Source organism: Gordonia namibiensis NBRC 108229 (genome assembly GCF_000298235.1).
Classification (GTDB): domain Bacteria; phylum Actinomycetota; class Actinomycetes; order Mycobacteriales; family Mycobacteriaceae; genus Gordonia; species Gordonia namibiensis.
This window is the reverse complement of the sequence record NZ_BAHE01000007.1, coordinates 53,078-72,104: the sequence shown is the minus strand read 5'-3', so window position 1 is coordinate 72,104 and position 19,027 is coordinate 53,078. Positions and strand designations below refer to the sequence as shown.

The 19,027-nt window shown below is 67.7% G+C and carries 18 protein-coding genes; 13 read left to right on the top strand and 5 right to left on the bottom strand.

All coding sequences use genetic code 11. The annotated features are described in order from the left end of the window. The first annotated feature begins 60 nt into the window (after positions 1-60). The 8 genes from GONAM_RS03615 (at position 61) to GONAM_RS03580 (ending at position 8,342) form a co-directional block, all read left to right on the top strand. Complete coding sequence (locus tag GONAM_RS03615; RefSeq protein ID WP_006865418.1) at positions 61-1,047, top strand: alpha/beta hydrolase; 987 nt, start codon at positions 61-63, stop codon at positions 1,045-1,047. Next, positions 1,044-1,949, top strand: a complete 906-nt coding sequence (locus tag GONAM_RS03610) for an SDR family NAD(P)-dependent oxidoreductase (RefSeq protein ID WP_006865417.1) — start codon at positions 1,044-1,046, stop codon at positions 1,947-1,949. Before GONAM_RS03615 ends, GONAM_RS03610 begins: the two co-directional genes overlap by 4 nt. A gap of 51 nt (positions 1,950-2,000) precedes the next feature. Continuing rightward, positions 2,001-2,882: an SDR family NAD(P)-dependent oxidoreductase gene (locus GONAM_RS03605; protein ID WP_006865416.1), complete on the top strand. Its 882-nt coding sequence runs from the start codon at positions 2,001-2,003 to the stop codon at positions 2,880-2,882. Next, on the top strand, positions 2,882-4,894 hold the full coding sequence (locus tag GONAM_RS03600; protein WP_006865415.1) for a flavin-containing monooxygenase: 2,013 nt from the start codon (positions 2,882-2,884) through the stop codon (positions 4,892-4,894). The genes GONAM_RS03605 and GONAM_RS03600 overlap by 1 nt, the downstream gene beginning before the upstream one ends. Continuing rightward, on the top strand, positions 4,891-6,576 hold the full coding sequence (locus tag GONAM_RS03595) for a 3-ketosteroid-delta-1-dehydrogenase (protein ID WP_006865414.1): 1,686 nt from the start codon (positions 4,891-4,893) through the stop codon (positions 6,574-6,576). The genes GONAM_RS03600 and GONAM_RS03595 overlap by 4 nt, the downstream gene beginning before the upstream one ends. Before the next feature lie 13 nt (positions 6,577-6,589). Further along, a complete protein-coding gene (locus tag GONAM_RS03590; protein WP_040535269.1) occupies positions 6,590-7,108 on the top strand; it encodes a flavin reductase family protein in 519 nt (172 codons plus the stop codon). A 38-nt stretch (positions 7,109-7,146) separates the two neighbouring features. Continuing rightward, complete coding sequence (locus GONAM_RS03585) at positions 7,147-7,380, top strand: hypothetical protein (RefSeq protein ID WP_245548564.1); 234 nt, start codon at positions 7,147-7,149, stop codon at positions 7,378-7,380. Between the two features lie 62 nt (positions 7,381-7,442). Beyond that, complete coding sequence (locus GONAM_RS03580; RefSeq protein ID WP_006865411.1) at positions 7,443-8,342, top strand: alpha/beta fold hydrolase; 900 nt, start codon at positions 7,443-7,445, stop codon at positions 8,340-8,342. 33 nt (positions 8,343-8,375) lie between these two features. Here GONAM_RS03580 and GONAM_RS03575 read toward each other — a convergent pair whose 3' ends face one another. Together GONAM_RS03575 and GONAM_RS03570 are read right to left on the bottom strand one after the other, a co-directional pair. Next, positions 8,376-9,029 carry a Dabb family protein gene (locus GONAM_RS03575; RefSeq protein WP_006865410.1) on the bottom strand — a complete coding sequence of 218 codons (654 nt, stop codon included), beginning with the start codon at positions 9,027-9,029 and terminating at the stop codon, positions 8,376-8,378. Then, on the bottom strand, positions 9,022-9,369 hold the full coding sequence (locus GONAM_RS03570) for a hypothetical protein (protein ID WP_040535266.1): 348 nt from the start codon (positions 9,367-9,369) through the stop codon (positions 9,022-9,024). The genes GONAM_RS03575 and GONAM_RS03570 overlap by 8 nt, the downstream gene beginning before the upstream one ends. A gap of 103 nt (positions 9,370-9,472) precedes the next feature. Between GONAM_RS03570 and GONAM_RS03565 the strand changes: the two genes are divergently transcribed. Next, positions 9,473-10,126, top strand: coding sequence for a PadR family transcriptional regulator (locus GONAM_RS03565; protein ID WP_006865408.1), 654 nt, complete (start codon positions 9,473-9,475; stop codon positions 10,124-10,126). A gap of 21 nt (positions 10,127-10,147) precedes the next feature. Here GONAM_RS03565 and GONAM_RS03560 read toward each other — a convergent pair whose 3' ends face one another. The 3 genes from GONAM_RS03560 to GONAM_RS03550 all read right to left on the bottom strand — a co-directional run bounded on the left by GONAM_RS03560 (position 10,148) and on the right by GONAM_RS03550 (position 12,969). Next, positions 10,148-10,951, bottom strand: coding sequence for an IclR family transcriptional regulator (locus tag GONAM_RS03560; protein WP_006865407.1), 804 nt, complete (start codon positions 10,949-10,951; stop codon positions 10,148-10,150). A 114-nt stretch (positions 10,952-11,065) separates the two neighbouring features. Beyond that, positions 11,066-12,307 (bottom strand): NADH:flavin oxidoreductase, encoded by a 1,242-nt coding sequence (locus tag GONAM_RS03555; protein WP_006865406.1) that lies wholly within the window; start codon positions 12,305-12,307, stop codon positions 11,066-11,068. Positions 12,308-12,366: 59 nt separating this feature from the next. After that, positions 12,367-12,969 (bottom strand): TetR/AcrR family transcriptional regulator, encoded by a 603-nt coding sequence (locus GONAM_RS03550; protein ID WP_006865405.1) that lies wholly within the window; start codon positions 12,967-12,969, stop codon positions 12,367-12,369. 319 nt (positions 12,970-13,288) lie between these two features. On the opposite strand from GONAM_RS03550, the gene GONAM_RS03545 reads away from it, so the two are divergent. The 4 genes from GONAM_RS03545 to GONAM_RS03530 all read left to right on the top strand — a co-directional run bounded on the left by GONAM_RS03545 (position 13,289) and on the right by GONAM_RS03530 (position 19,001). After that, on the top strand, positions 13,289-14,545 hold the full coding sequence (locus GONAM_RS03545; protein WP_006865404.1) for an ABC transporter substrate-binding protein: 1,257 nt from the start codon (positions 13,289-13,291) through the stop codon (positions 14,543-14,545). Positions 14,546-14,566: 21 nt separating this feature from the next. Continuing rightward, a complete protein-coding gene (locus tag GONAM_RS03540; protein WP_006865403.1) occupies positions 14,567-17,344 on the top strand; it encodes a branched-chain amino acid ABC transporter permease/ATP-binding protein in 2,778 nt (925 codons plus the stop codon). Further along, positions 17,341-18,051: an ABC transporter ATP-binding protein gene (locus GONAM_RS03535; protein WP_006865402.1), complete on the top strand. Its 711-nt coding sequence runs from the start codon at positions 17,341-17,343 to the stop codon at positions 18,049-18,051. The genes GONAM_RS03540 and GONAM_RS03535 overlap by 4 nt, the downstream gene beginning before the upstream one ends. A 161-nt stretch (positions 18,052-18,212) precedes the next feature. Further along, on the top strand, positions 18,213-19,001 hold the full coding sequence (locus GONAM_RS03530) for a 2-keto-4-pentenoate hydratase (RefSeq protein ID WP_006865401.1): 789 nt from the start codon (positions 18,213-18,215) through the stop codon (positions 18,999-19,001). Positions 19,002-19,027: the final 26 nt, after the last annotated feature.

The following is a 19,027-nucleotide window of genomic DNA, read 5'->3' as shown; positions in this document are numbered from 1 at the left end:
CCCGATGACGCGATCCCACACCATCCAGACGGATGGAACACCGACGGATAGGACACCGACATGAGTCGTCGTAGCGACCTGCATCCCGACGTCGAAGCGATGCTGACCGCCCTCGAAGCAGGATTCCCCGACGTGACCGAACATGATCCCCGCGAGCTGCGGGAGATCATCGTGTCTCGGCGTGCTCCGCTCACCCGACAGCCGGACATGGCGACCGCCCGCGATCTCACGATCGACGGACCGGGCGGCGACCTGGCGCTGCGAGTGTTCGTGCCGCACCGCGATTCCGACGACGCGGACAGGAGCGGAGGTCTGCCGGTCGTCGTGTTCGCCCACGGCGGCGGGTTCGTCTTCTGCGACCTGGACAGCCACGACGAGTTCTGTCGATCGATGGCGGCGGAAGTGGGTGCGGTCGTGGTGGCGGTCGACTACCGTCTCGCGCCCGAACACCGGGCCCCGGCAGCGATGGAGGATGTCTATCGGGCACTGTGCTGGACGTCGGAGAACATCTCCGGGTTCGGTGGGGACCCGCACCGCATCGCGCTCGCCGGCGACAGCGCGGGCGGAAACCTGGCCGCCACGACCAGTCTGGCCGCCCGCGACCGCAACGGGCCGAAGGTGTGCGCCCAGGTCCTGCTGTACCCGGTGATCGACGACGATTTCGACACCGCGTCGTACCGCGACTACGGAGTCGGGTACTACAACACGACCAAGGCCATGCGGTGGTATTGGGAGCAGTACGCACCCCAGGGGCGGCACAGCGCCCTGGTGATCCCCACCAGCGCAGACACATTGGCCGGTCTGCCCCCGGCGGTGGTGGCCACCGCCGAACTCGACCCGCCGTGTTCGGCCGGGGAGGAGTACGCCCGATTGCTCGAGGCCGCCGGTGTCCCGGTGATCGCTCATCGATTCGACGGACTCTTCCACGGCTTCCTCACCTTTCCGCAACTCTCGCTCACGCCACCCGCTCGCGAGAAGGTCTGGCAGATGATCCGCGACGTTCTCGCGGCGACTCCTGCGGACGACGATGTCAGGAGCGCACCGTGACACCGCAGCAGTCGGGGACACAGCAGTTGAGCGGCAAGGTCGCGCTGGTGACCGGCAGCAGCCGCGGGATCGGGCGCGGCATCGCCCGGCGGCTCGCGAGCGCCGGGGCGACCGTCGTGGTGACCGCGCGATCCTCGACGCCGTCGCCGTCGATCCGCAACGGCGAGAAGCTGTTGATCTCCGGAACCCTCGACGAGACCGTGCACCTGATCGAGGAGGCCGGGGGAACCGCCCACGCGATCACCGCCGATCTCGAGAATCCCGCACAGCGCGACCGCCTCGTCGACGAGGTGGTCGAGGCCGCCGGCGGCATCGACATCCTGGTCAACAACGCCGGCTTCGCCGACTACTCGTCCGTCGAGGACATGAGCGTGGCGACCTTCGACCGGACGATCGAGCACTACCTCAAGGTGCCGTTCCTCCTGTCCCAGAAGGCGATCCCGCACATGCGGCGCAACGGTGCGGGTTGGATCGTGAACATCGGCTCCTCGACCGGGCTGAGCCCCATCCGGCCGTTCCGGGAGTACAACAAGACCTCCGGCGACGTGATCTACGCATCGGCCAAGGCGGCGCAGCACCGGTTCACCCAGGGCCTCGCGGCCGAGTTGCTCGACGACAACATCGCGGTCAACGCGGTCGGACCGTCGACGGCGATCATGACCCCCGGCGCCGAGGCGTTGCTGCCGGCCGGCTACGAGACCGAGCCGGTGGACTATCTGGCACAGACCGTCCTGGAGATGTGCACGCTCCCGGCCGCCGAGCGCACAGGCCTCGTCGCCTTCAGCCTCCACTATCCGTGGGCCACCGGGACACCGGTGTTCTCGGTGGACGGCCGCACCCAGCTCCCGCCACTCGAACCACCGTCCTGGGCCAACCCCCACATCGTGCCGGCCGGCGTGTGAACGCCGAACAGACGTGACGGGCCACGATCAGAATCGAGCGAGACAGGAATCATGACCAACGAAGCAGCACAGCGGTTTTCGTCGGGGACTGCAGTGGTCACCGGTGCCGCGGCCGGTATCGGCGAGGGATTCGCGCGTCGCGTGGGCCTTCTCGGGATGCACGTGGTGGTGGCCGACATCGATCGCGATCGCGCCGCGGCCGTCGCCGACGGCATCGGTGCTGCCGGCGGTCGGGCGAGCGCCTACGCCGTCGACGTCGGTGACCCCCGCGGGGTCGAGGAGTTCGCGGCCGCGGTGTTCGAGGGCCACGGCAGTGTGGAATTGCTGATCAACAACGCCGGGATCGAATCGGCCGGGTTGATCTGGGAGATCGACGACGCCCGGTGGCGGCGGCTCATGCAGATCAACGTCGACGGTGTCTTCTACTGCATCAAGTCGTTCGTGCCGCGGATGATCGCGGCCGGGACCCCGTCGTGCATCGCCAACCTCTCCTCGGTCGGCGGCCTGAATGCCGTTGCGGTGCAGGCCCCGTACATCGTCAGCAAGCATGCTGTGCTGGCGATGACCGAGTGCCTCCACCAGGACCTGTCCATCGTCGGCGCACCGATCCAGGTGAGTGCGGTGATACCGCACTCGATCCGCAGCGACATCTTCCGGTCGGCACTGCGCGAGGCCCCGACCGACAATCCCACGGCCAACGCGGTGTTCGCCGCGATGCAGCGCGACAACGTCGAACGCGGACTCGATCCCCTCGACGCCGCTGCCCACATGCTCGATCAGATCGCGGCCGGTGAGTTCTGGATCCACTCCGACGACGAGATGTGCATGGCCGCAGCGCATCGGCGGGGCCGGCAACTGCTCGACCTCGCCCCGCCCGCCGACCCACGAGACATGCTCACCCGAATGGGTGTGCCAGTACCGGAAGGTGCATGATGACCAACGCAGTATCTGCGACCACCCACTCAGGCGCCGCCGATTCGGCATCCGTCGACGAGGCAGCCCTGCGAGCCGCGATCGCGAACTGTGATCCGGCGCCCCTGCTGATGTCACTGATCCACGTGACCGGCGATCTGGGTCTGCTCGAGGAGTTCGGGTCCAGGCTCGAGATCTCCGTACCGGGAACGCACTACCAGACGGCGAACAGCAACGCCCTGCCTGCCGGCGTGTACCCCGCGGACGTGGTCGCCGACATCCGTGAACGCGCCGTCGAACTCCTCGTCGGTTCCGACCTGACCGCCGTCATGGGGGTGCCGCCGGACGAGGTCTTCGCCGACATGGCTCGGGTGGCGACCTCGCAGGTGGTCGACGATGAGTTCGTCCCTCTCCTCTTGGAGCAGGCCGGATTCGTCAGCGACCGGCGGAACGTCCCGGTGACGGTGGCTCCTCCCGCCGACTTCGATGTCATCGTCATCGGCGCCGGGATCACGGGTATCAACGCGGCGATCAAGCTGGGGGAGGCCGGCTTCTCCTACACGGTGTTCGAGGCGCGCAGCGACATCGGCGGCACCTGGCACCGCAACCTCTACCCCGGTGCAGCGGTCGACACGCCGAGTCACTACTACTCCTACTCGTTCGAACTCAACCCCGAGTGGACCCGGTACTACCCGACCGGACCCGAGTACCAGCGGTACCTGCTGTCCGTGGTGGACAAATACAGCCTCCGCGAACACATCCGGCTGAACACCGAGGTGGTCTCCGCGACCTGGTCCGAGGGTGATCAGCGGTGGCAGGTCGTCATCCGCGATGCCGCGGGCACGATCTCGACGCGTTCGGCGCGTGCGGTGGTCAGTGCACTCGGCATGTTGAACGCACCCAACATCCCCGACGTCCCGGGCCTCGACACCTTCGCCGGGACGGTTGTGCACACCGCGCAATGGGATCCGGCGCTGGATCTGGCCGGCAAGAAGGTGATCGTTCTCGGCACCGGGTGCACCTCGGTGCAGGTGGTGGCGAGCATCGTCGACCAGGTCGCCTCTCTCGACGTCGTCGCACGATCCCCCCACTGGATCGTTCCGGAGCGAGCAGTCGTCAACGACGTTGCCGCAGAACAACGGTGGGCCCTCGCTCACCTGCCCTTCTACCACGAGTGGTTCCGGTTGCGGTCCTACTGGTTCGCGTCGGACAACCTGTACCGCCTGCCGCGAGTGGACCCGGAATGGGCGGCGACGCATTTCTCGGCCTCGGCCGAGAACGACATGGTGCTCCGCAACGCGCAGAAGTATCTGCAGGACAACTTCGCCGACGATCCCGAACTCATGGCGAAGCTGACCCCCGACTTCCGGCCCTACGCCAAGCGGATCGTCAAGGACCCCGGTTTCTACGCGGCCCTCAAACGCGATCACGTCTCCTTGCATCGCGCGTCGTTCGCCGAGGTGACCGCCGACGGGGTGCGCACCACCGAGGGGGAGTTCCTCGAGGCCGACGTCATCATCCTGGCCACCGGGTTCAAACTGCAGTTCACCACCGCGATCGACATCGTCGGCCGCGACGGCAGGAGCCTGGCGCAGGTGTGGGACGGCGGCGAGGACCCGCGTGCATACCTGGGCGTGCAGGTGTCTGGATTCCCGAACCTGTTCGTCACCTCCGGACCCAACTCCGGACCCAATCACGGTGCCGGGCACAACATCACGAGCGAGGAGCAGGTGCACTACATCGTCGAGTGCCTGCAGTACCTGATCGAGAACGATCACCAGTCCATGGATGTGCGACCCGAGGCGCTCGCGGAGTACAACGCGCGGGTGGACGAAGCGCTCGACGAGACGGTGTGGATGCATCCGGGAGGTCAGGTCAACAGCTACTACCGGAACAGTGCCGGCCGGGCCGTGGTGCCGTGCCCGTGGCGTCTCGTCGACTACTGGACGATGCTGCGAGAACCACACCCCGAGGATCTGACGTTCGTCGACGCCACCGTCCGCAGTCCAGCCGCCGAGGCGGTCCGGTCATGAGCGAGACCGTAGGACAGACCGTTGCGACCGTCGATCTCCTGGTCGTCGGCTCGGGTACCGGACTGGCGGCCGCCCTGGCCGGCCACGAACTAGCCCTGTCGACGCTGGTGGTGGAGAAGTCGGAGTACGTCGGGGGTTCGACGGCGCGCTCCGGCGGGGCATTCTGGGTGCCTGGCAATCCGATCCTGCGCCGTGAGCAACCCGACGACGGCCCGGCGGCCGCGGCCGACTACGTGCGCGCGGTGGTGGGCGACAGCGCCCCTGCCGAGAGGGGTGCCGCCTTCCTCGAACACGGTCCCGAGGCCATCGCGATGCTCGAGCGGACGACGCCGATGACGTTCATGTGGGCGCGCGGCTACTCCGACTACCACCCCGACGAGCCGGGCGGTTCCGCCGTCGGCCGCACCTGCGAGTGCAAGCCCTTCGACGTCGCCACGCTCGGCCCCGAACAGGCACGTCTGCGACCGGGGTTGATGGAATCACCCCTGCCCATGCCCATCACCGGTGCCGACTACAAATGGCTGAACCTGTTGCGCAGCACGCCGAGTCGTTCGCTCCGCCGCATCGTGAAGGCATTGGGTATCGGGCTCGGGGGGCTCGTCGTCAAGCGCCGGTATGCCGCCGGCGGACAGGCGATCGCCGCCGGGCTGTTCGCGGGCGCGCTGGCCGCGGACATCCCGATCTGGACCGACACCCCCATGGTCGATCTCGTCGTCGAGGACGGCCGGGTGGTGGGGGCCGTGGTGAACCGGGAGGGCGTCGACGTCACCGTGCGGGCGCGCCGAGGCGTTGTGTTGGCGGCCGGCGGTTTCGATCACGACATGGAGATGCGGCACAAGTTCCAATCGGAGTCGTTGTCGGCGAACAGCAGCCTGGGCTGCACGACGAACACGGGCGATGCGATCAAGATCGGTCAGGACCTGGGCGCGGGGGTGGCGTCGATGGATCAGGCGTGGTGGTTCCCCGCGGTCGCGGCCGTACCCGGCGGGTCGCCGTCGGTGCTCTTGGCCGAGCGGTCACTGCCGGGGTCGTTCATCGTCGATGCGTCCGGGCGCCGCTTCATCAACGAGGCACTCGACTACATGACCTTCGGGCAGCGGGTACTCGCCCGGGAGCAGGCGGGCGACCCGGTCGGGACCATGTGGCTGGTCTTCGACCAGCGATACCGCAACAGCTACCTCATGGCGGGCAGCCTCTTCCCCGGGCAGCCGCTGCCCCGAGCGTGGTACGAGCACGGCATCGCGGTCCGCGCGGATGATCCGGGTGACCTGGCCATCCACATGGGTGTCGACGAGACCGCGTTCCGGAACACCTTCGACGCGTTCAACGCGGCGGCCGCCGTCGGCGTCGACCATGAGTTCGGGCGCGGCACCAACGCCTACGAGCAGTACTACGGCGATCCGACCATCAGCCCGAATCCCACGCTCCGCGCGCTCGGCGGCGGACTGTTCGCCGTACGCCTGGAGTTGAGCGATCTCGGGACGTGCGGCGGTCTGCAGGCCGACGACCGGGCTCGTGTGCTGCGCGAGGACGGATCGGTGATCGACGGTCTGTACGCCACCGGCAACACCGCGGCGAATGCGTTCGGCGCGACCTACCCCGGTGCGGGCGCGACCATCGGACAGGGCCTTGTCTACGGGTACATCGCCGCACTGAGCGCGGCCGGCCGGCTCGCGGGGTGACACGGTGAGCCAGATGACCGACGGGCCGATCGTCGACGGCGCATCGATGCGACATGTGCTGGGCCACTTCGCCACCGGCGTCGTGGCGATCACCGGTATCCATCCCGATTCCGGGGAACCGGTCGGGCTGGCGGCGAACTCGTTCACCTCGGTGTCCCTCGATCCGCCGCTGGTGGCGTTCTGCGTGGGCCTGACCAGCACGTCATGGCCTCTCGTGCGTGCCGCAGGCCGGTTCACGATCAACATCCTCGCCGACTCGCAGGAAGCGGTCTGTCGTCGTCTGGCGTCACCCGGTGCGGACAAGTTCCGCGACGTCGACTGGACACCGGCGCCCTCGGGCGCCCCGGTCCTGACGGGTGCACTGGCCTGGATCGACGCCGAGCTCGATGCCGAGCACGCAGCGGGCGATCACACCATCGTCGTGGCGCGGGCGCATCATCTCCGCGCGTCCGACCAGGAGCCGCTGTTGTTCTACCGCGGCGGTTACGGTCGGATCGCTCGTCCGGAGGATCCGGCCGGAGGCGTTGTATGACCATGCAACCCATCTCGTGCCACGGGTGCGGCCGGGAGGTGCTGGTCGAGAAGTTCAGCGCGGCGCACACCTCGATCCAGTGGCCGTTCGACGCACGCGAGTGCCCTTTCATCGCGGCCCGTGAGAACGCCGGAAGCGGTGCCGGTTTCGGCGCGAACACCCACGGGTGCGAGCAGCTCCTCCGCACCATCGATCAAGCGTTCGCGGAGCAATCCCTCACCGAGAGTGGTATCGAACTCCCTGTGGGACAAAACGTTCCGCGTCTGCACTGAACGACGCCCGGTGAATGGGAAGGGTGCCGTCACGCCGGTCGCGGAGGTGGGACTCTGCGAGTATGGTGACCGACAGCGCGATCGAGACAACCGGAGCGAGCGAGAAGACGGAGACGTCGGGCGTCCCCGAACTCCGTGAACTCGCCACCGAACACGGCACATTGCGATATCGGGAGGCCGGCGACGGACCACCTCTGCTGTTGCTGCACGGCTCCGGCCCCGGAGTGACCGGCTGGCGCAACTTCAGCGGCAACATGCCGGTTCTCGCCCGGCACTACCGGACCATCGTCCTGGAGTTCCCCGGCTTCGGGGTCAGCGACAGTTTCGGCGCGCCTCACCCGATGCACTCGGCCCCGACCGCTGTCCGGGCTCTCCTCGACGGCCTCGGCCTCGACCGTGTGCGACTCATCGGCAACTCCATGGGCGGCTTCGTCGCCACCGACTTCGCGCTCTCCGATCCGGAGCGGGTGGAGAAGCTGGTGACGGTCGGCGGTGCCGGGACGAGTCTGTTCGGCCCGCAACCGGGTGAGGGCATCATCCGGCTCGGCGAGTTCGTCGACAACCCGTCCCGCGAATCCCTGGTGGCCTGGCTGAATTCGATGGTCTACGACCGATCGCTGATCACCGATCAGATGATCGACGAACGGTGGGAGCAGGCCACCGACCCGGACACGCTGGCCAGTTCGAGGGCCATGTACGGGCGGGCCGCACTCGACCGGATGGCGCAGGCGATGCGGTCGTCGGAGGCGACACCCGGATGGGCGAACCTGCGCAAGCTGTCCGTCCCGACGCTGATCACGTGGGGACGTGACGACCGGGTCAGCCCGGTCGACATGTCCATCCTGCCGATGCGGATGATCCCCCACGGTGAGATCCACATCTTCCCGAACTGCGGCCACTGGGTGATGATCGAGCAGAAAGAAGCCTGGGAGTCGGTGGTCCTGGCGTTCCTGGCCCGCTAGGGAGGTGCGGGTCCCGGTCGTCTCGTCGGTGGATCAGATGACCGGGGCCCGCAGCCGGCAGTAGCTGTGGCAGACACGATCGGAGATGATCCGATCCGGGCATTCCGGGTCGAACCAACGGTCGACCAGTCCCCAGTGGACCGGATGCATCATGTACTGGCCGGTGAGAGCGTCGACATCGGCGAACTCCTGCTCCCAGACGTGGGTCCACGTCGACGCGCCACGTGCCCGGATCACCGGGCTCAACTGCCATGCCCTGATTCCCGACAGGTGATCGGGCATCGCCAGCGTGGCGTTCTCGAAGCGGTCGACCTCGGCGGCCGGTGCGGTCTCGTCGACCCGCAGGAGCAGCGTCCGGTAGACGGTGGGCGAGGGGCCGTCGTCGCGTCGGCCGGTGGTGCCCGGACCGTCCGCACCGAGGTACTCCACCGCATCGACATGTCGCACCGCGCTGTGCCCGAGGGCCGCGTCGAGCACCGCCCGTGTGTCCTCCCAGTCCCCGGCGTCGGCGAACTGGAGATGGACGAGCAGATCCCCGCCGTTGCGGACCCCGGGCAGGGTCGGTTCGATCAGGATGCGCTGCGCCCGAGACTCTTCGGCGACGCCGCGGAGACGTTTGACGAGGACCGCGGTCTCGAGGTCGTCTCCTGGGTCGGCCAGGTGGAGGAGCGCGGTGACCTTATACATCGTTCAGCTTCTCCACATCGTCGGCGGAGGCCGCCATCGAACGGGTGCGCTCGACGATCAGTGGCTCCATGGACGTCCACCATCGGGACGGTTCGGGGTCGTGCCGGCCACGGACCGCCGCGGCCCACCAGTCGCCGGGCCCGGACACGGTCCACGTCGCCGTCACCGTGTTGTTCTCCCCGTCGATCCACGCCGGCGGACTCACCAGGACCCGGTCGAGTGTCAGGCCGCGTTCGCGGGCGGACGGCGCGTACTCGTGCAGGTACGCGTCGATGAACTCCGGGGCGCGGCCGGGTCGGACGACGACCTGATCGACGATGTAGATGGTGGCGTCGGGCATGTGACCACGGTAGGTGCCCGTATCACCGCTCCGGACAACGGTTCCCGGTAGCCGGGAGCTGACCCACCGCGAGGACATGGTGCGCTTTGTAAGGTAGACGACCATGGGACCTGACCGCGCTGCTCATCCGCACCTCCCGGCGACCAGCTGGGCGGTGCTGGGGATGCTGTCGTTCGGCGAGGAACTGACGGGCAACGACCTGAAGAAGTGGGCCGACTGGAGCATCGGGTTCTTCTACTGGAGTCCCTCGGTGAGCCAGGTGTACACCGAACTGAAGAGGCTCGAGGATCGTGGGCTCGTGACCTCACGGATGGTCGCCGGTGACGGTGAGCGGGGAAGGCGCCTGTACGGCATCACCGACGCGGGGGTGTCGGCGTTGCGGAGCTGGTCCAGTGACGCCGACGTGGAGCTGCCGGTTCTCAAACACGGTGTGATGCTTCGCCTCTGGATGGGTCATCTGCAGGAACCGGAACAACTCAAGGAGCTGGTGCACGCCCACATTGACAATCTCACCGAGCAGGCCCGCCGCGCCGGGGTCCACGCCGAGCACTCCGACGACGAACCGGCCTGGGCCTTCTCGCAGATGAGTCTGCGGTGGTCGCAGCGCTACTTCGAGTCCGAGATCCGTTTGGCCAGAGAGCTTCTCGACGACATCGATGCGGCGGCGACCCGCTACCGCGAGTCCGCCGCACACGGCGAGAACGGTTTGCCGATCCCGCGGGACCCGGGGACCTGGCGGTCGACCGTCGAGGACTGACGGGTTGCGCGAGGTCGGCGGCTATCCCTCGGACAGCACGCTCGCGGCGGTGGGTAGCGAACGCAGGAGATCGCGGCGCTGAAGTGTCGGTGTCACCCGCACCCCGGCCGACAGGCTCCGCCAGATCGCGCCGGCCGCGAGCTGTACCGGGCTGGTCATCCGATGGTCGAAAGCCATGTCCCGCAACGGTCCACAGATCGACACGGCGGTCGTCGCCTCACCGGCGGGGCCGATGGGGGCGGCGATGCACCCGAACCCGCGGAGCGCCCCGTCTCGGTGCGTGGCGAACCCGCGCTCCCGGACCAGTGCGTCACCGGGGAGGTTGCGGCCGTTGAAGGCGAGCAGGGCGTTCCCCAACGCGGTCCGCTCGGCCGGCAGGCGACCACCGACCCGGGTCGGCACATGAGCCGCGAGCCGGCCGCCGATCTTGTCCAGATAGACGATGTCGTCGCCGTCGAGAACTGCGAGGTGCACGACCATGCCGGTGATCCGGTACAGGTGGTGGAGATGATCGGCGGACGCCGAGTGCACCCGATCCTGGTGGACTGCCAGCGACCCCAGCTCGACGAGGCGGATGCCCAGGCTGTAGTCACGGCCCTGTCGTCGGAGCCACCGCATCGCGACCAGACGGTCCAGCATGCGATGCGCCGAGGACCTCGGTACCCCGGTGCGGACGACGACCTCCGCGAGGCTGAGCGTCTCCCGCCCGGCGAACGCCTCCAGGACCAGCGACAAGCGATCGAGGACGGCGGTCGGGGCCGCGTCGTTCACGGGTGTCACCGGCCGGTCGCACGAGATCGGGGCGGGGTCGGCAAGCGTCGTCATGTCGGCACTCCTTCAGCAGCTAACGCTCTGACATCGCTATTTCGATTAGGAATATGCCACAGCGGAGTGTGCTTGTGAAGCAGGTCACGCAACTTGGTCCCGGTTTCCCGTGGGTCAGTGGGCCGGCTCGACCACCAGCGGGCACCTGGTGCCGGTGAAGATGCTGGCCGCGCACAGATTGCAATGGATGCACAGTGAGGTCGCTTCGCGATCCTTGCCGATCCGATTGATCAGGTCCGGCTCCCGAAGCAGCGCGCGCGCCATGGCGACGTACTCGAAACCGTCCGACATCGCGGTGTTCATGGCCTCGAGGTCGGTGATCCCGCCCAGCAGGACCAGGGGCATCGTGAGCGCGTCGCGGAACTGGCGCGCGAAGTCGCGGAAGTACAGCGGCTCATAGGGGTAGTGGGAGAACACCACGTTGCCGAACATCTTCATCCCGAGCTTGACGATGCCCTTCTGGGTCTCCGCCATCTCGCGCACGGGCACGTCGCCGCGGAAGAGGTACATCGGATTGAGCAGGGACGACCCGCCGGTCAGCTCCAGTGCGTCGAGATGGCCGTCGGCCTCGAACATCGTTGCCACGCGGAGGGATTCGTCGAGCCACAATCCGCCGGGGACGCCGTCGGCCATGTTCATCTTCGCCAGAACCGCGATGTCGTCGCCGGCGGCTTCGCGGACCGCCGCCAGGATGCGGCGCGCGAACTCGGCGCGGTTGGCCAGTGACCCGCCCCAGGAGTCCTTGCGGTGATTGAGCTTCGGACTCAGGAACGAACTCGCCAGGTAGTTGTGGCCGAGATGGACCTCGACCGCGTCGAAGCCGACCTCTTTGGCGTATCGCGTGGCCTGGGCGTGCGCTTCGATGACGCGCGCGATGTCGGCCGGTGTCGCAGCCCGGTCGAGGGCCATCGCAAGAGGGTTGGGCCGGGTCGACGGTCCGATCGACGGCAGGCCGGTGGAGCGGGAGTTGGCCACCGGCCCGGCATGCCCGATCTGCGCCGAGATCTTCGCGCCGGTGGCGTGGACGGCCTCGGTGAGCCGGCGTAGGCCGGGTAGCGCCTCCGGTCGCCAGTAGATCTGGTCGCGTTCGGTCCTTCCCTCGGGTGCCACCGCGAGGTAGGCGACCGTGGTCATGCCCACACCGCCCTCGCCGACGGCGACATGGAAGTCGATGAGGGCATCGGTGACCAGTGCATTCGTGGTCACGCCTTCGAAGGTCGCCGACTTGATCACCCGGTTCCGCAGTTCCACGGGCCCGATCCTCGCCGGGGCCAGCGGGTCGGGATGCGGAGGTGCGGGTGGAGTGGACTCCGTGATCGGCAACGAAGTGGTGGGGGAATGGTTCTCGACGGTCATGGAGGTTCCTTTCGGATCGGGCTGTGGTCGGAGGGGGAGTGGGGTCGGTCCCCGGTGTGTCACGGGGCCGGGACGGTGATCGTGAGCCAGCGAAGCGCCTCTTCCACCGCGTCGGCCGAGTCGATGTCCGGGGCGAGCTCGGCCCAGCTGAGCAGGGCGTCGAAGGTGGCCGCCTGGTACGCCGTGGCGATCGCGCGGCACACGGAGGCCGGCGCCTCGGGGAGTCGTCTGCCGATGTAGCCGGCGAGTTCGTCGATCCACGGCCGGTACGCGGCGGGGGCCATCGCCACGAGTTCGGGCTCGGACGAGATCAGCCGCAACCAGTCGGCGCTCACCCGTTGGACGTGCGGTTCGTGTGAGACGGACTCGGCGATCGCGTGGCGGACGGCGTCGCCGAGGGGGACATCGGCGGCGGTGGCGGCCAGTGCGGCCGTGAGGCGTTCGGTCGCCGGTTCGACGCCCAGCCAGGCGATGTCGGATTTGGATGGGAAGTGACGCAACAGTGTCCGCGCGCTCACTCCGGTCGCGGCGGCCAGGTCCTGCCAGCTCGTGGCCGCGAAACCGTGCGTCGACCAGAGGCGGTATGCCTTGGCGACGACGTCGTCGGTGTCGAGGACAGACGGCCGTCCACGGCGCCGGGGCATGCCGGGGGCGAGCGTCATGAGAGCTACATCACCATTTTTGGCGAGGACTGTCAATAATATGGCGGCGCGTTCGTCCGATCGGGTCGTTGTCGTGGGTGCTGACTGAAGTGGCTGCGGCAGGCCTGATTTCGGGTCGTCTGACCAAACGACGCGACGTTCCAGGCTCGGATTTTCCGACCTCCCAGTCAATGGGAACGCCTCATCGCCGGCACGTGGCGGTACGCACATAATTCACTGCCGCCACCCGGAGGGTGATGTGCATCACGCGAGGAACTGTGCGTGTCGGATGTCTCGTCCGGTGCGGGTTCTCGCACATCTCGTGAAGGAGAAGCCCGATATGAAACTCGGCGGACTGATTCGGCACCGGCGGACCATCGTCGGCGTCGGTGCCCTGGCCCTGGTCGCCACCTTCGGCGCCACCGCCTGTGGCAGTGATGATTCCACCAGCGACAGCGCCTCGTCGGCCTCGACGTCATCGCTCCCCTCGGAGCCGGCGTCCGGCGAACCGATCAAGATCGGATTCGTCTCACCCGAGGGCGGCGCCGCGGTGTCGATTCCCGAGTACCGACAAGGCGCCGAAGCCGCGGTGCAGTACGTCAACAACAATGCCGGCGGCCTCGCCGGCCGGCCGATCGAACTCGTGGTCTGCAAGCAGCAGGAGGAGCCGACCTCGGCCACCAAGTGCGCCAACGAACTGGTCGAGAAGAAGGTCGCAGCGGTGCTGTCGCCGGGCACCTCGATGGGACAGGTGATCGTGCCGATCATCTCCGGCGCCAAGATCCCCTACGTCACCCTCAATGCGGTGTCGCCGATCGAGCTGACGTCGCCCGACGTCGCCGCGCTGTCGGCGGGGCTGCCCGGCACGCTGACCGCAATGGCCAGTGGGGCCAAGGACAAGGGGATGAAGTCGGTCACCCTGTTCGCCAGTGACGGCGGCGGGATGGGCAACGTCATCACCCAGATGGGAACGCCCGTCTTCGGTGCCTACGGTGTGGACCTGAAGGTCGTGCCCCTGCCGCTCGGCGTGCCGGATCCGACCCCGATGGTGTCGGCGGGTCTGTCCGAGAAGCCCGACGGCGTGAGCATCATCGCCGACGCGGCGACCTGCGCGGGCGTGCTGAAGGCCGTCCAGACCGCCGACCCGAACGTCGAGAAGATCCTGATCCCCACCTGCCTGGACCCCAACGTCACCAAGGTGATCGGCCTCGACGCGGTCAAGGGCAACGTCGGTATCACCGCGACCGACTACCTGTCCGACAACCCGGACTCGGTGCTGTACCGATCGGTCCTGGGTCAGTACGCACCCGATCTGTCGATCACCGGCGCCGGTGCGTCGGGCTACCAGGTGCTGCTCGGGTTCGTGCGTACCGCCGGTGGTGTCCAGGGTGACGTGACCCCGGCTTCGCTGGGTGCGGCGATCAAGGCCGCCAAGGACGTCGAGATGCCCGCCGGCGGCGGCATCACGGTGACCTGTAATGGCAAGGCGTTCCCGCAGATGCCTGCGCTGTGCTCCAGCCAGATGCTCTACGGAACCGTCAACGACGAAGGCGTGCCGGTCGACCTGAAGCTGGCCGGCCAGCAGCCGGCCGCCTAGCCCGGCACACGAGGACAATTCATGACCGACCATCTCTCCTATCTCGTACTCGGCCTCGGCAACGGGGCGGTGTACGCGGCCATCGGGCTCGCGCTCGTCATGACCTTCAAGAGTTCCGGCGTCGTCAACTTCGCGACCGGCGCCGTGGCTCTGTACACCGCCTATACCTATGTCCTGCTGAGGACAGGGGAGCTGATGGTCCCGATACCGGGACTCCCCAAGACGGTCCATCTCGGTGGGCCTCTTGGGGTCGTCCCGGCCATGGCGATCGCCCTGGTGATCGCCGCTGTCCTCGGACTCTTGTTCTACGCCTTGATCTTCCGTCCGATGCGCAACGCCTCGGTGGTCGCCAAGGCGGTCGCATCGATCGGTCTGATGATCGTGCTCCAGGCGCTCATCGCGCAGCGGGTGGGAACCGAGATCCCGCTCGTGGAGCCGATCTTCCCGATCGAGACCATCACCATCGGCGACAGCCGGGCCCCGACGGACCGGATGTGGCTCGCCGGCTGCGTCGTCGGCCTGGCGGTGGTCACCACACTGGTCTTCCGGTACACGCGATTCGGCATCGCCACCGAGGCGGCCGCGGAATCGGAGAAGGGTGCCTACCTGACCGGGTTGTCGCCCGACCGGATCGCGTTCAGCAACTGGGCGCTGTCCTCGGTGCTGGCGGGTCTCGGTGGCATCCTCATCGCACCGCTGGTCACCCTGAACCCGGTGGCCTACACCATGTTCATCGTGCCGGCGCTCGCCGCCACCCTGGTCGGCAACTTCTCGTCGATCTGGCTCACCGTCATCGCCGGTATCGCCATCGGCGCCCTGCAGTCCGAGGTCACCAACCTCCAGAACTCCTTCGACTGGCTTCCGAAAACGGGTATGGGCGAAGCGATCCCGCTCATCCTGATCATGGCCTTCCTCGTCGTCCGGGGTCGGCCGCTACCCGACCGCGGTGCGGTCGCCCGACCGGCACTCGGCCGGGCGCCCCGCCCCGACCACGTTCTACTCCCGGCGCTCGTGGCGATCGCGGCCGCGGTCATCGCACTGCTGGTGACCGGCGGCAGTTACCGCGCGGCGATCATCACCAGCATGATCTTCGGCATCGTCGCGCTCTCCCAGGTCGTGGTCACCGGGTACGCCGGCCAGGTGTCGTTGGCGCAGTTGACCCTTGCGGGTGTCGGCGCCTACTCGCTGTCGGTGCTCAACACCCATCTCGGCATCCCGTTCCCGTTCGCACCGATACTGGCGGCCCTCGGCGCCACCGTCATCGGTGTGGTGGTCGGCCTACCCGCGCTCCGGGTCCGAGGGCTCCCGCTGACCGTGGTGACCCTCGCCCTCGCGGTGTTCCTCGAGGCGTTCTGGTTCCGGAACCCCTCCCTGAACGGCGGCGTCAACGGCGCCCCGATCGACACGCCGCGCATCTTCGGCATCGATCTCGGAATCGGTGCGGGAGAGAGCTATCCGCGGATCGCGTTCGGGTTGCTGTGTCTGTTCACGCTGGCCCTCGTGGCCCTGGGGGTCGCCTGGCTGCGTCGTAGTCCGCTCGGCACCGACATGCTTGCGGTCCGCGCCAACGAACGGTCGGCCGCCGCGACCGGCATCGACGTTTCCCGAACCAAGTTGGCGGCGTTTGCGATCGGAGCCTTCATCGCCGGTCTGGGCGGCGCGCTGCTCGGCTACCAGCAGACCCTGGCGACCGCCGAATCGTTCACGGTCTTCCTGGGTATCAGCCTGTTCGCGGTCATGTACATCGCCGGTATCACCTCGATCACGGGCGGCATCCTGGCCGGGCTCATGGCGCCCGGCGGTCTGCTCTACATCCTCGTCGACCGTTTCCTGCACGCCGGCGAGTACTACACCCTGATCAGCGGCATCCTGCTGATCGTCTCGGTCATGGCGAACCCCGACGGCATCGCGAGCCGCCTCCCGAAGATCCCGTGGCCGACCCTGTCCCGTCGTGGACGCTCGAACACCATTGCGGCAGAGTATGATCGGGCAACCGCGTCGTCCCCGGCGCCGACGGTCGACCGCAGCCGGGCGGCCCTCGCCGTCGACGGTGTGGGCGTGTCCTACGGTGCGGTGGTCGCCGCGGCCGACGTCACCTTCGAGGTGTATCCCGGCGAGATCGTCGGGCTCATCGGACCCAACGGTGCGGGTAAGACGACCGTGATCGACGCCATCACCGGTTTCGCCCCGTCCACAGGCACGGTGACGCTCGACGGTGACGACGTGAGCGCCCAGCGTCCGCATGTGCGGGGCAGGCGCGGTCTGGGCCGGTCCTTCCAGGACGTCGAACTGTACGACGACCTTTCCGTCGCCGAGAACGTGACGGTCGGGGCGACCCGGTCGCGGTCCGACGAACCGATCGGCAAGCGCGTGTCCACGGTGCTCGCCACCCTGGGCATCACCGAACTGGCCGACGCCGAGGTGGCGACACTCTCGCAGGGACACCGGCAGCTGGTGTCGGTCGCACGCGTCCTCGCGATGTCGCCGATCGTCGCGCTGCTCGACGAGCCGGCCGCCGGACTCGACTCGAGCGAGAGCCGCTGGCTGGGCGAGCGTCTGTGCAAGGCACGCGATGCCGGGATGTCGATCCTGATGGTCGACCACGACATGGACCTCGTCCTGTCGATCTGCGACCGGATCGTCGTGCTCGACCTCGGTCGGGTCATCGCGACGGGGACGCCGGACGAGATCCGCGCCGACGCCGCGGTCGTCCGGGCCTATCTCGGTGCACCTGTCGAATCCGTCGAGACCCCGTCCGTCGAGACCCGCCCCGTCGAAACAGAGGAGGTCCTGTCATGACCGCACTCCGCTGCCGCGGACTGTCCGCGGGCTATGTACGGCAACGTCCGTGTGTCCGGGACGTCGACCTCGACGTCGAGGCCGGCCAGATCGCCTGTCTCCTCGGGCCGAACGGTGCGGGGAAGACGACGCTCCTGATGTCCCTCGCCGGAATGGTGCCGCGTTTCGCCGGTGAGGTGACGGTGGACGGGAAGGTCCTGCCGGCCGATCGCCCGCGGGATTCGGTGCGGGCGGGACTGGTGCTCGTGCCGGATGATCGCGCTCTGTTCCGTCAGCTGCCCACCGTCGCGAACCTGCGCCTCGCGGTGAAGGCACGGGGCGATCGTGCCGCGGCGATCGAGGAGGTGCTCGGTTACTTCCCCTCGCTCCGGAAACGCCTCGGGGTCGAGGCGGGACGACTCTCCGGTGGTGAACAGCAGATGCTCGCCATCGGCCGGGCCATCGTGCAGCGACCCAAAGTGCTCCTCATCGACGAGCTGAGTATGGGACTCGCACCCGTGATCGTCGACGAGATCCTCGACGTCCTCCGCAGGCTGGCGGACGAGCGGGGGATGGCCGTCGTACTCGTCGAACAGCACGTCCAGCTCGCCCTGAGCATCGCCGACCGGGCCGGGATCCTCGTCCACGGCAGCATCGCGATCGACGACTCCGCCCAGGCGTTGCGGGCAGATCCAGCCCGGATCGAGAGGGCGTACCTGAGCGTCTGACGCCGGTTCGCTCGCTGAATGAGAAGACCGCCGCCACGGCTGCGGCGGAGATGGTGACATGGTCGCCGGCAGAGATTTTCGGGCGATCGGACCGAGGGGTGCCCCGAAAATGCAACGTGTTCTAAACTAGAACACGTTCACATTGGAAAGGTGAGGGCACAATGGCGGTTGACCAGCACGTTCGCGAGCAGATTGCGGCGCAGCTGTGGAAAGCGGAGACGTCGGCGACGGCCATCGACCGTCCTACGGACACCCATCCCGACCTCGACGTGGTCGACGCCTACGAGATCCAGCTGATCAACATCGGCAAGCGTCTCGACGCCGGGGCCAAGGTCGCCGGACACAAGGTCGGCCTCGCCTCCGAGGCGATGCAGAAGATGATGGGCGTCGACGAGCCGGACTACGGTCACCTCCTCGACGAGATGCAGTACTTCGAGGAGACCCCCATCGACGCGAAGAAGCTGTGCTTCCCGCGGGTCGAGGTGGAGGTCGGGTTCATCCTGGGCGAGGATCTACCCGGCGAGGGATGCACCAACGACGATGTCATCGCCGCGGTCGAGTGGGTGGTGCCCTCGATCGAGCTCATCGACTCCCGCATCAAGGACTGGAAGATCACGCTGTGCGACACCATCGCCGACAACGCCTCGTCATGCGGCTGGATTCTCGGACAGCAGCGTGTCCCGATCAGCGAGATCGACACCGGCGACATCGACGCGGTCCTGCATCGTAACGGGGAGATCGTCGCGAAGGGCAATTCGTCCGCGGTGCTGGGTCATCCGTTGAACGCGGTGTCGTGGCTGGCGCGCAAGGTGGACAGCTTCGGCGTCCGGCTGCGCAAGGGCGATGTGATCCTGCCCGGCACGGCGACGCGGGCGATCGACATCTCCTCGGGTGACCACTTCGTGGCCGAATTCGCCGGCCTCGGTTCGGTCACCCTCGACTTCACCTGACATTCAACAGACTTCACTAGCAAGAG

Excerpts from the sequence above, each read along its gene's own strand:
- GONAM_RS03615 (WP_006865418.1), top strand. The coding sequence starts at position 61 with ATGAGTCGTCGTAGCGACCTGCATCCCGACGTCGAAGCGATGCTGACC.
- GONAM_RS03605 (WP_006865416.1), top strand. The coding sequence starts at position 2,001 with ATGACCAACGAAGCAGCACAGCGGTTTTCGTCGGGGACTGCAGTGGTC.
- GONAM_RS03600 (WP_006865415.1), top strand. The coding sequence starts at position 2,882 with ATGACCAACGCAGTATCTGCGACCACCCACTCAGGCGCCGCCGATTCG.
- GONAM_RS03595 (WP_006865414.1), top strand. The coding sequence starts at position 4,891 with ATGAGCGAGACCGTAGGACAGACCGTTGCGACCGTCGATCTCCTGGTC.
- GONAM_RS03590 (WP_040535269.1), top strand. The coding sequence starts at position 6,590 with ATGACCGACGGGCCGATCGTCGACGGCGCATCGATGCGACATGTGCTG.
- GONAM_RS03580 (WP_006865411.1), top strand. The coding sequence starts at position 7,443 with ATGGTGACCGACAGCGCGATCGAGACAACCGGAGCGAGCGAGAAGACG.
- GONAM_RS03575 (WP_006865410.1), bottom strand. The coding sequence starts at position 9,029 with ATGTATAAGGTCACCGCGCTCCTCCACCTGGCCGACCCAGGAGACGAC.
- GONAM_RS03570 (WP_040535266.1), bottom strand. The coding sequence starts at position 9,369 with ATGCCCGACGCCACCATCTACATCGTCGATCAGGTCGTCGTCCGACCC.
- GONAM_RS03565 (WP_006865408.1), top strand. The coding sequence starts at position 9,473 with ATGGGACCTGACCGCGCTGCTCATCCGCACCTCCCGGCGACCAGCTGG.
- GONAM_RS03560 (WP_006865407.1), bottom strand. The coding sequence starts at position 10,951 with ATGACGACGCTTGCCGACCCCGCCCCGATCTCGTGCGACCGGCCGGTG.
- GONAM_RS03555 (WP_006865406.1), bottom strand. The coding sequence starts at position 12,307 with ATGACCGTCGAGAACCATTCCCCCACCACTTCGTTGCCGATCACGGAG.
- GONAM_RS03550 (WP_006865405.1), bottom strand. The coding sequence starts at position 12,969 with ATGACGCTCGCCCCCGGCATGCCCCGGCGCCGTGGACGGCCGTCTGTC.
- GONAM_RS03545 (WP_006865404.1), top strand. The coding sequence starts at position 13,289 with ATGAAACTCGGCGGACTGATTCGGCACCGGCGGACCATCGTCGGCGTC.
- GONAM_RS03540 (WP_006865403.1), top strand. The coding sequence starts at position 14,567 with ATGACCGACCATCTCTCCTATCTCGTACTCGGCCTCGGCAACGGGGCG.
- GONAM_RS03535 (WP_006865402.1), top strand. The coding sequence starts at position 17,341 with ATGACCGCACTCCGCTGCCGCGGACTGTCCGCGGGCTATGTACGGCAA.
- GONAM_RS03530 (WP_006865401.1), top strand. The coding sequence starts at position 18,213 with ATGGCGGTTGACCAGCACGTTCGCGAGCAGATTGCGGCGCAGCTGTGG.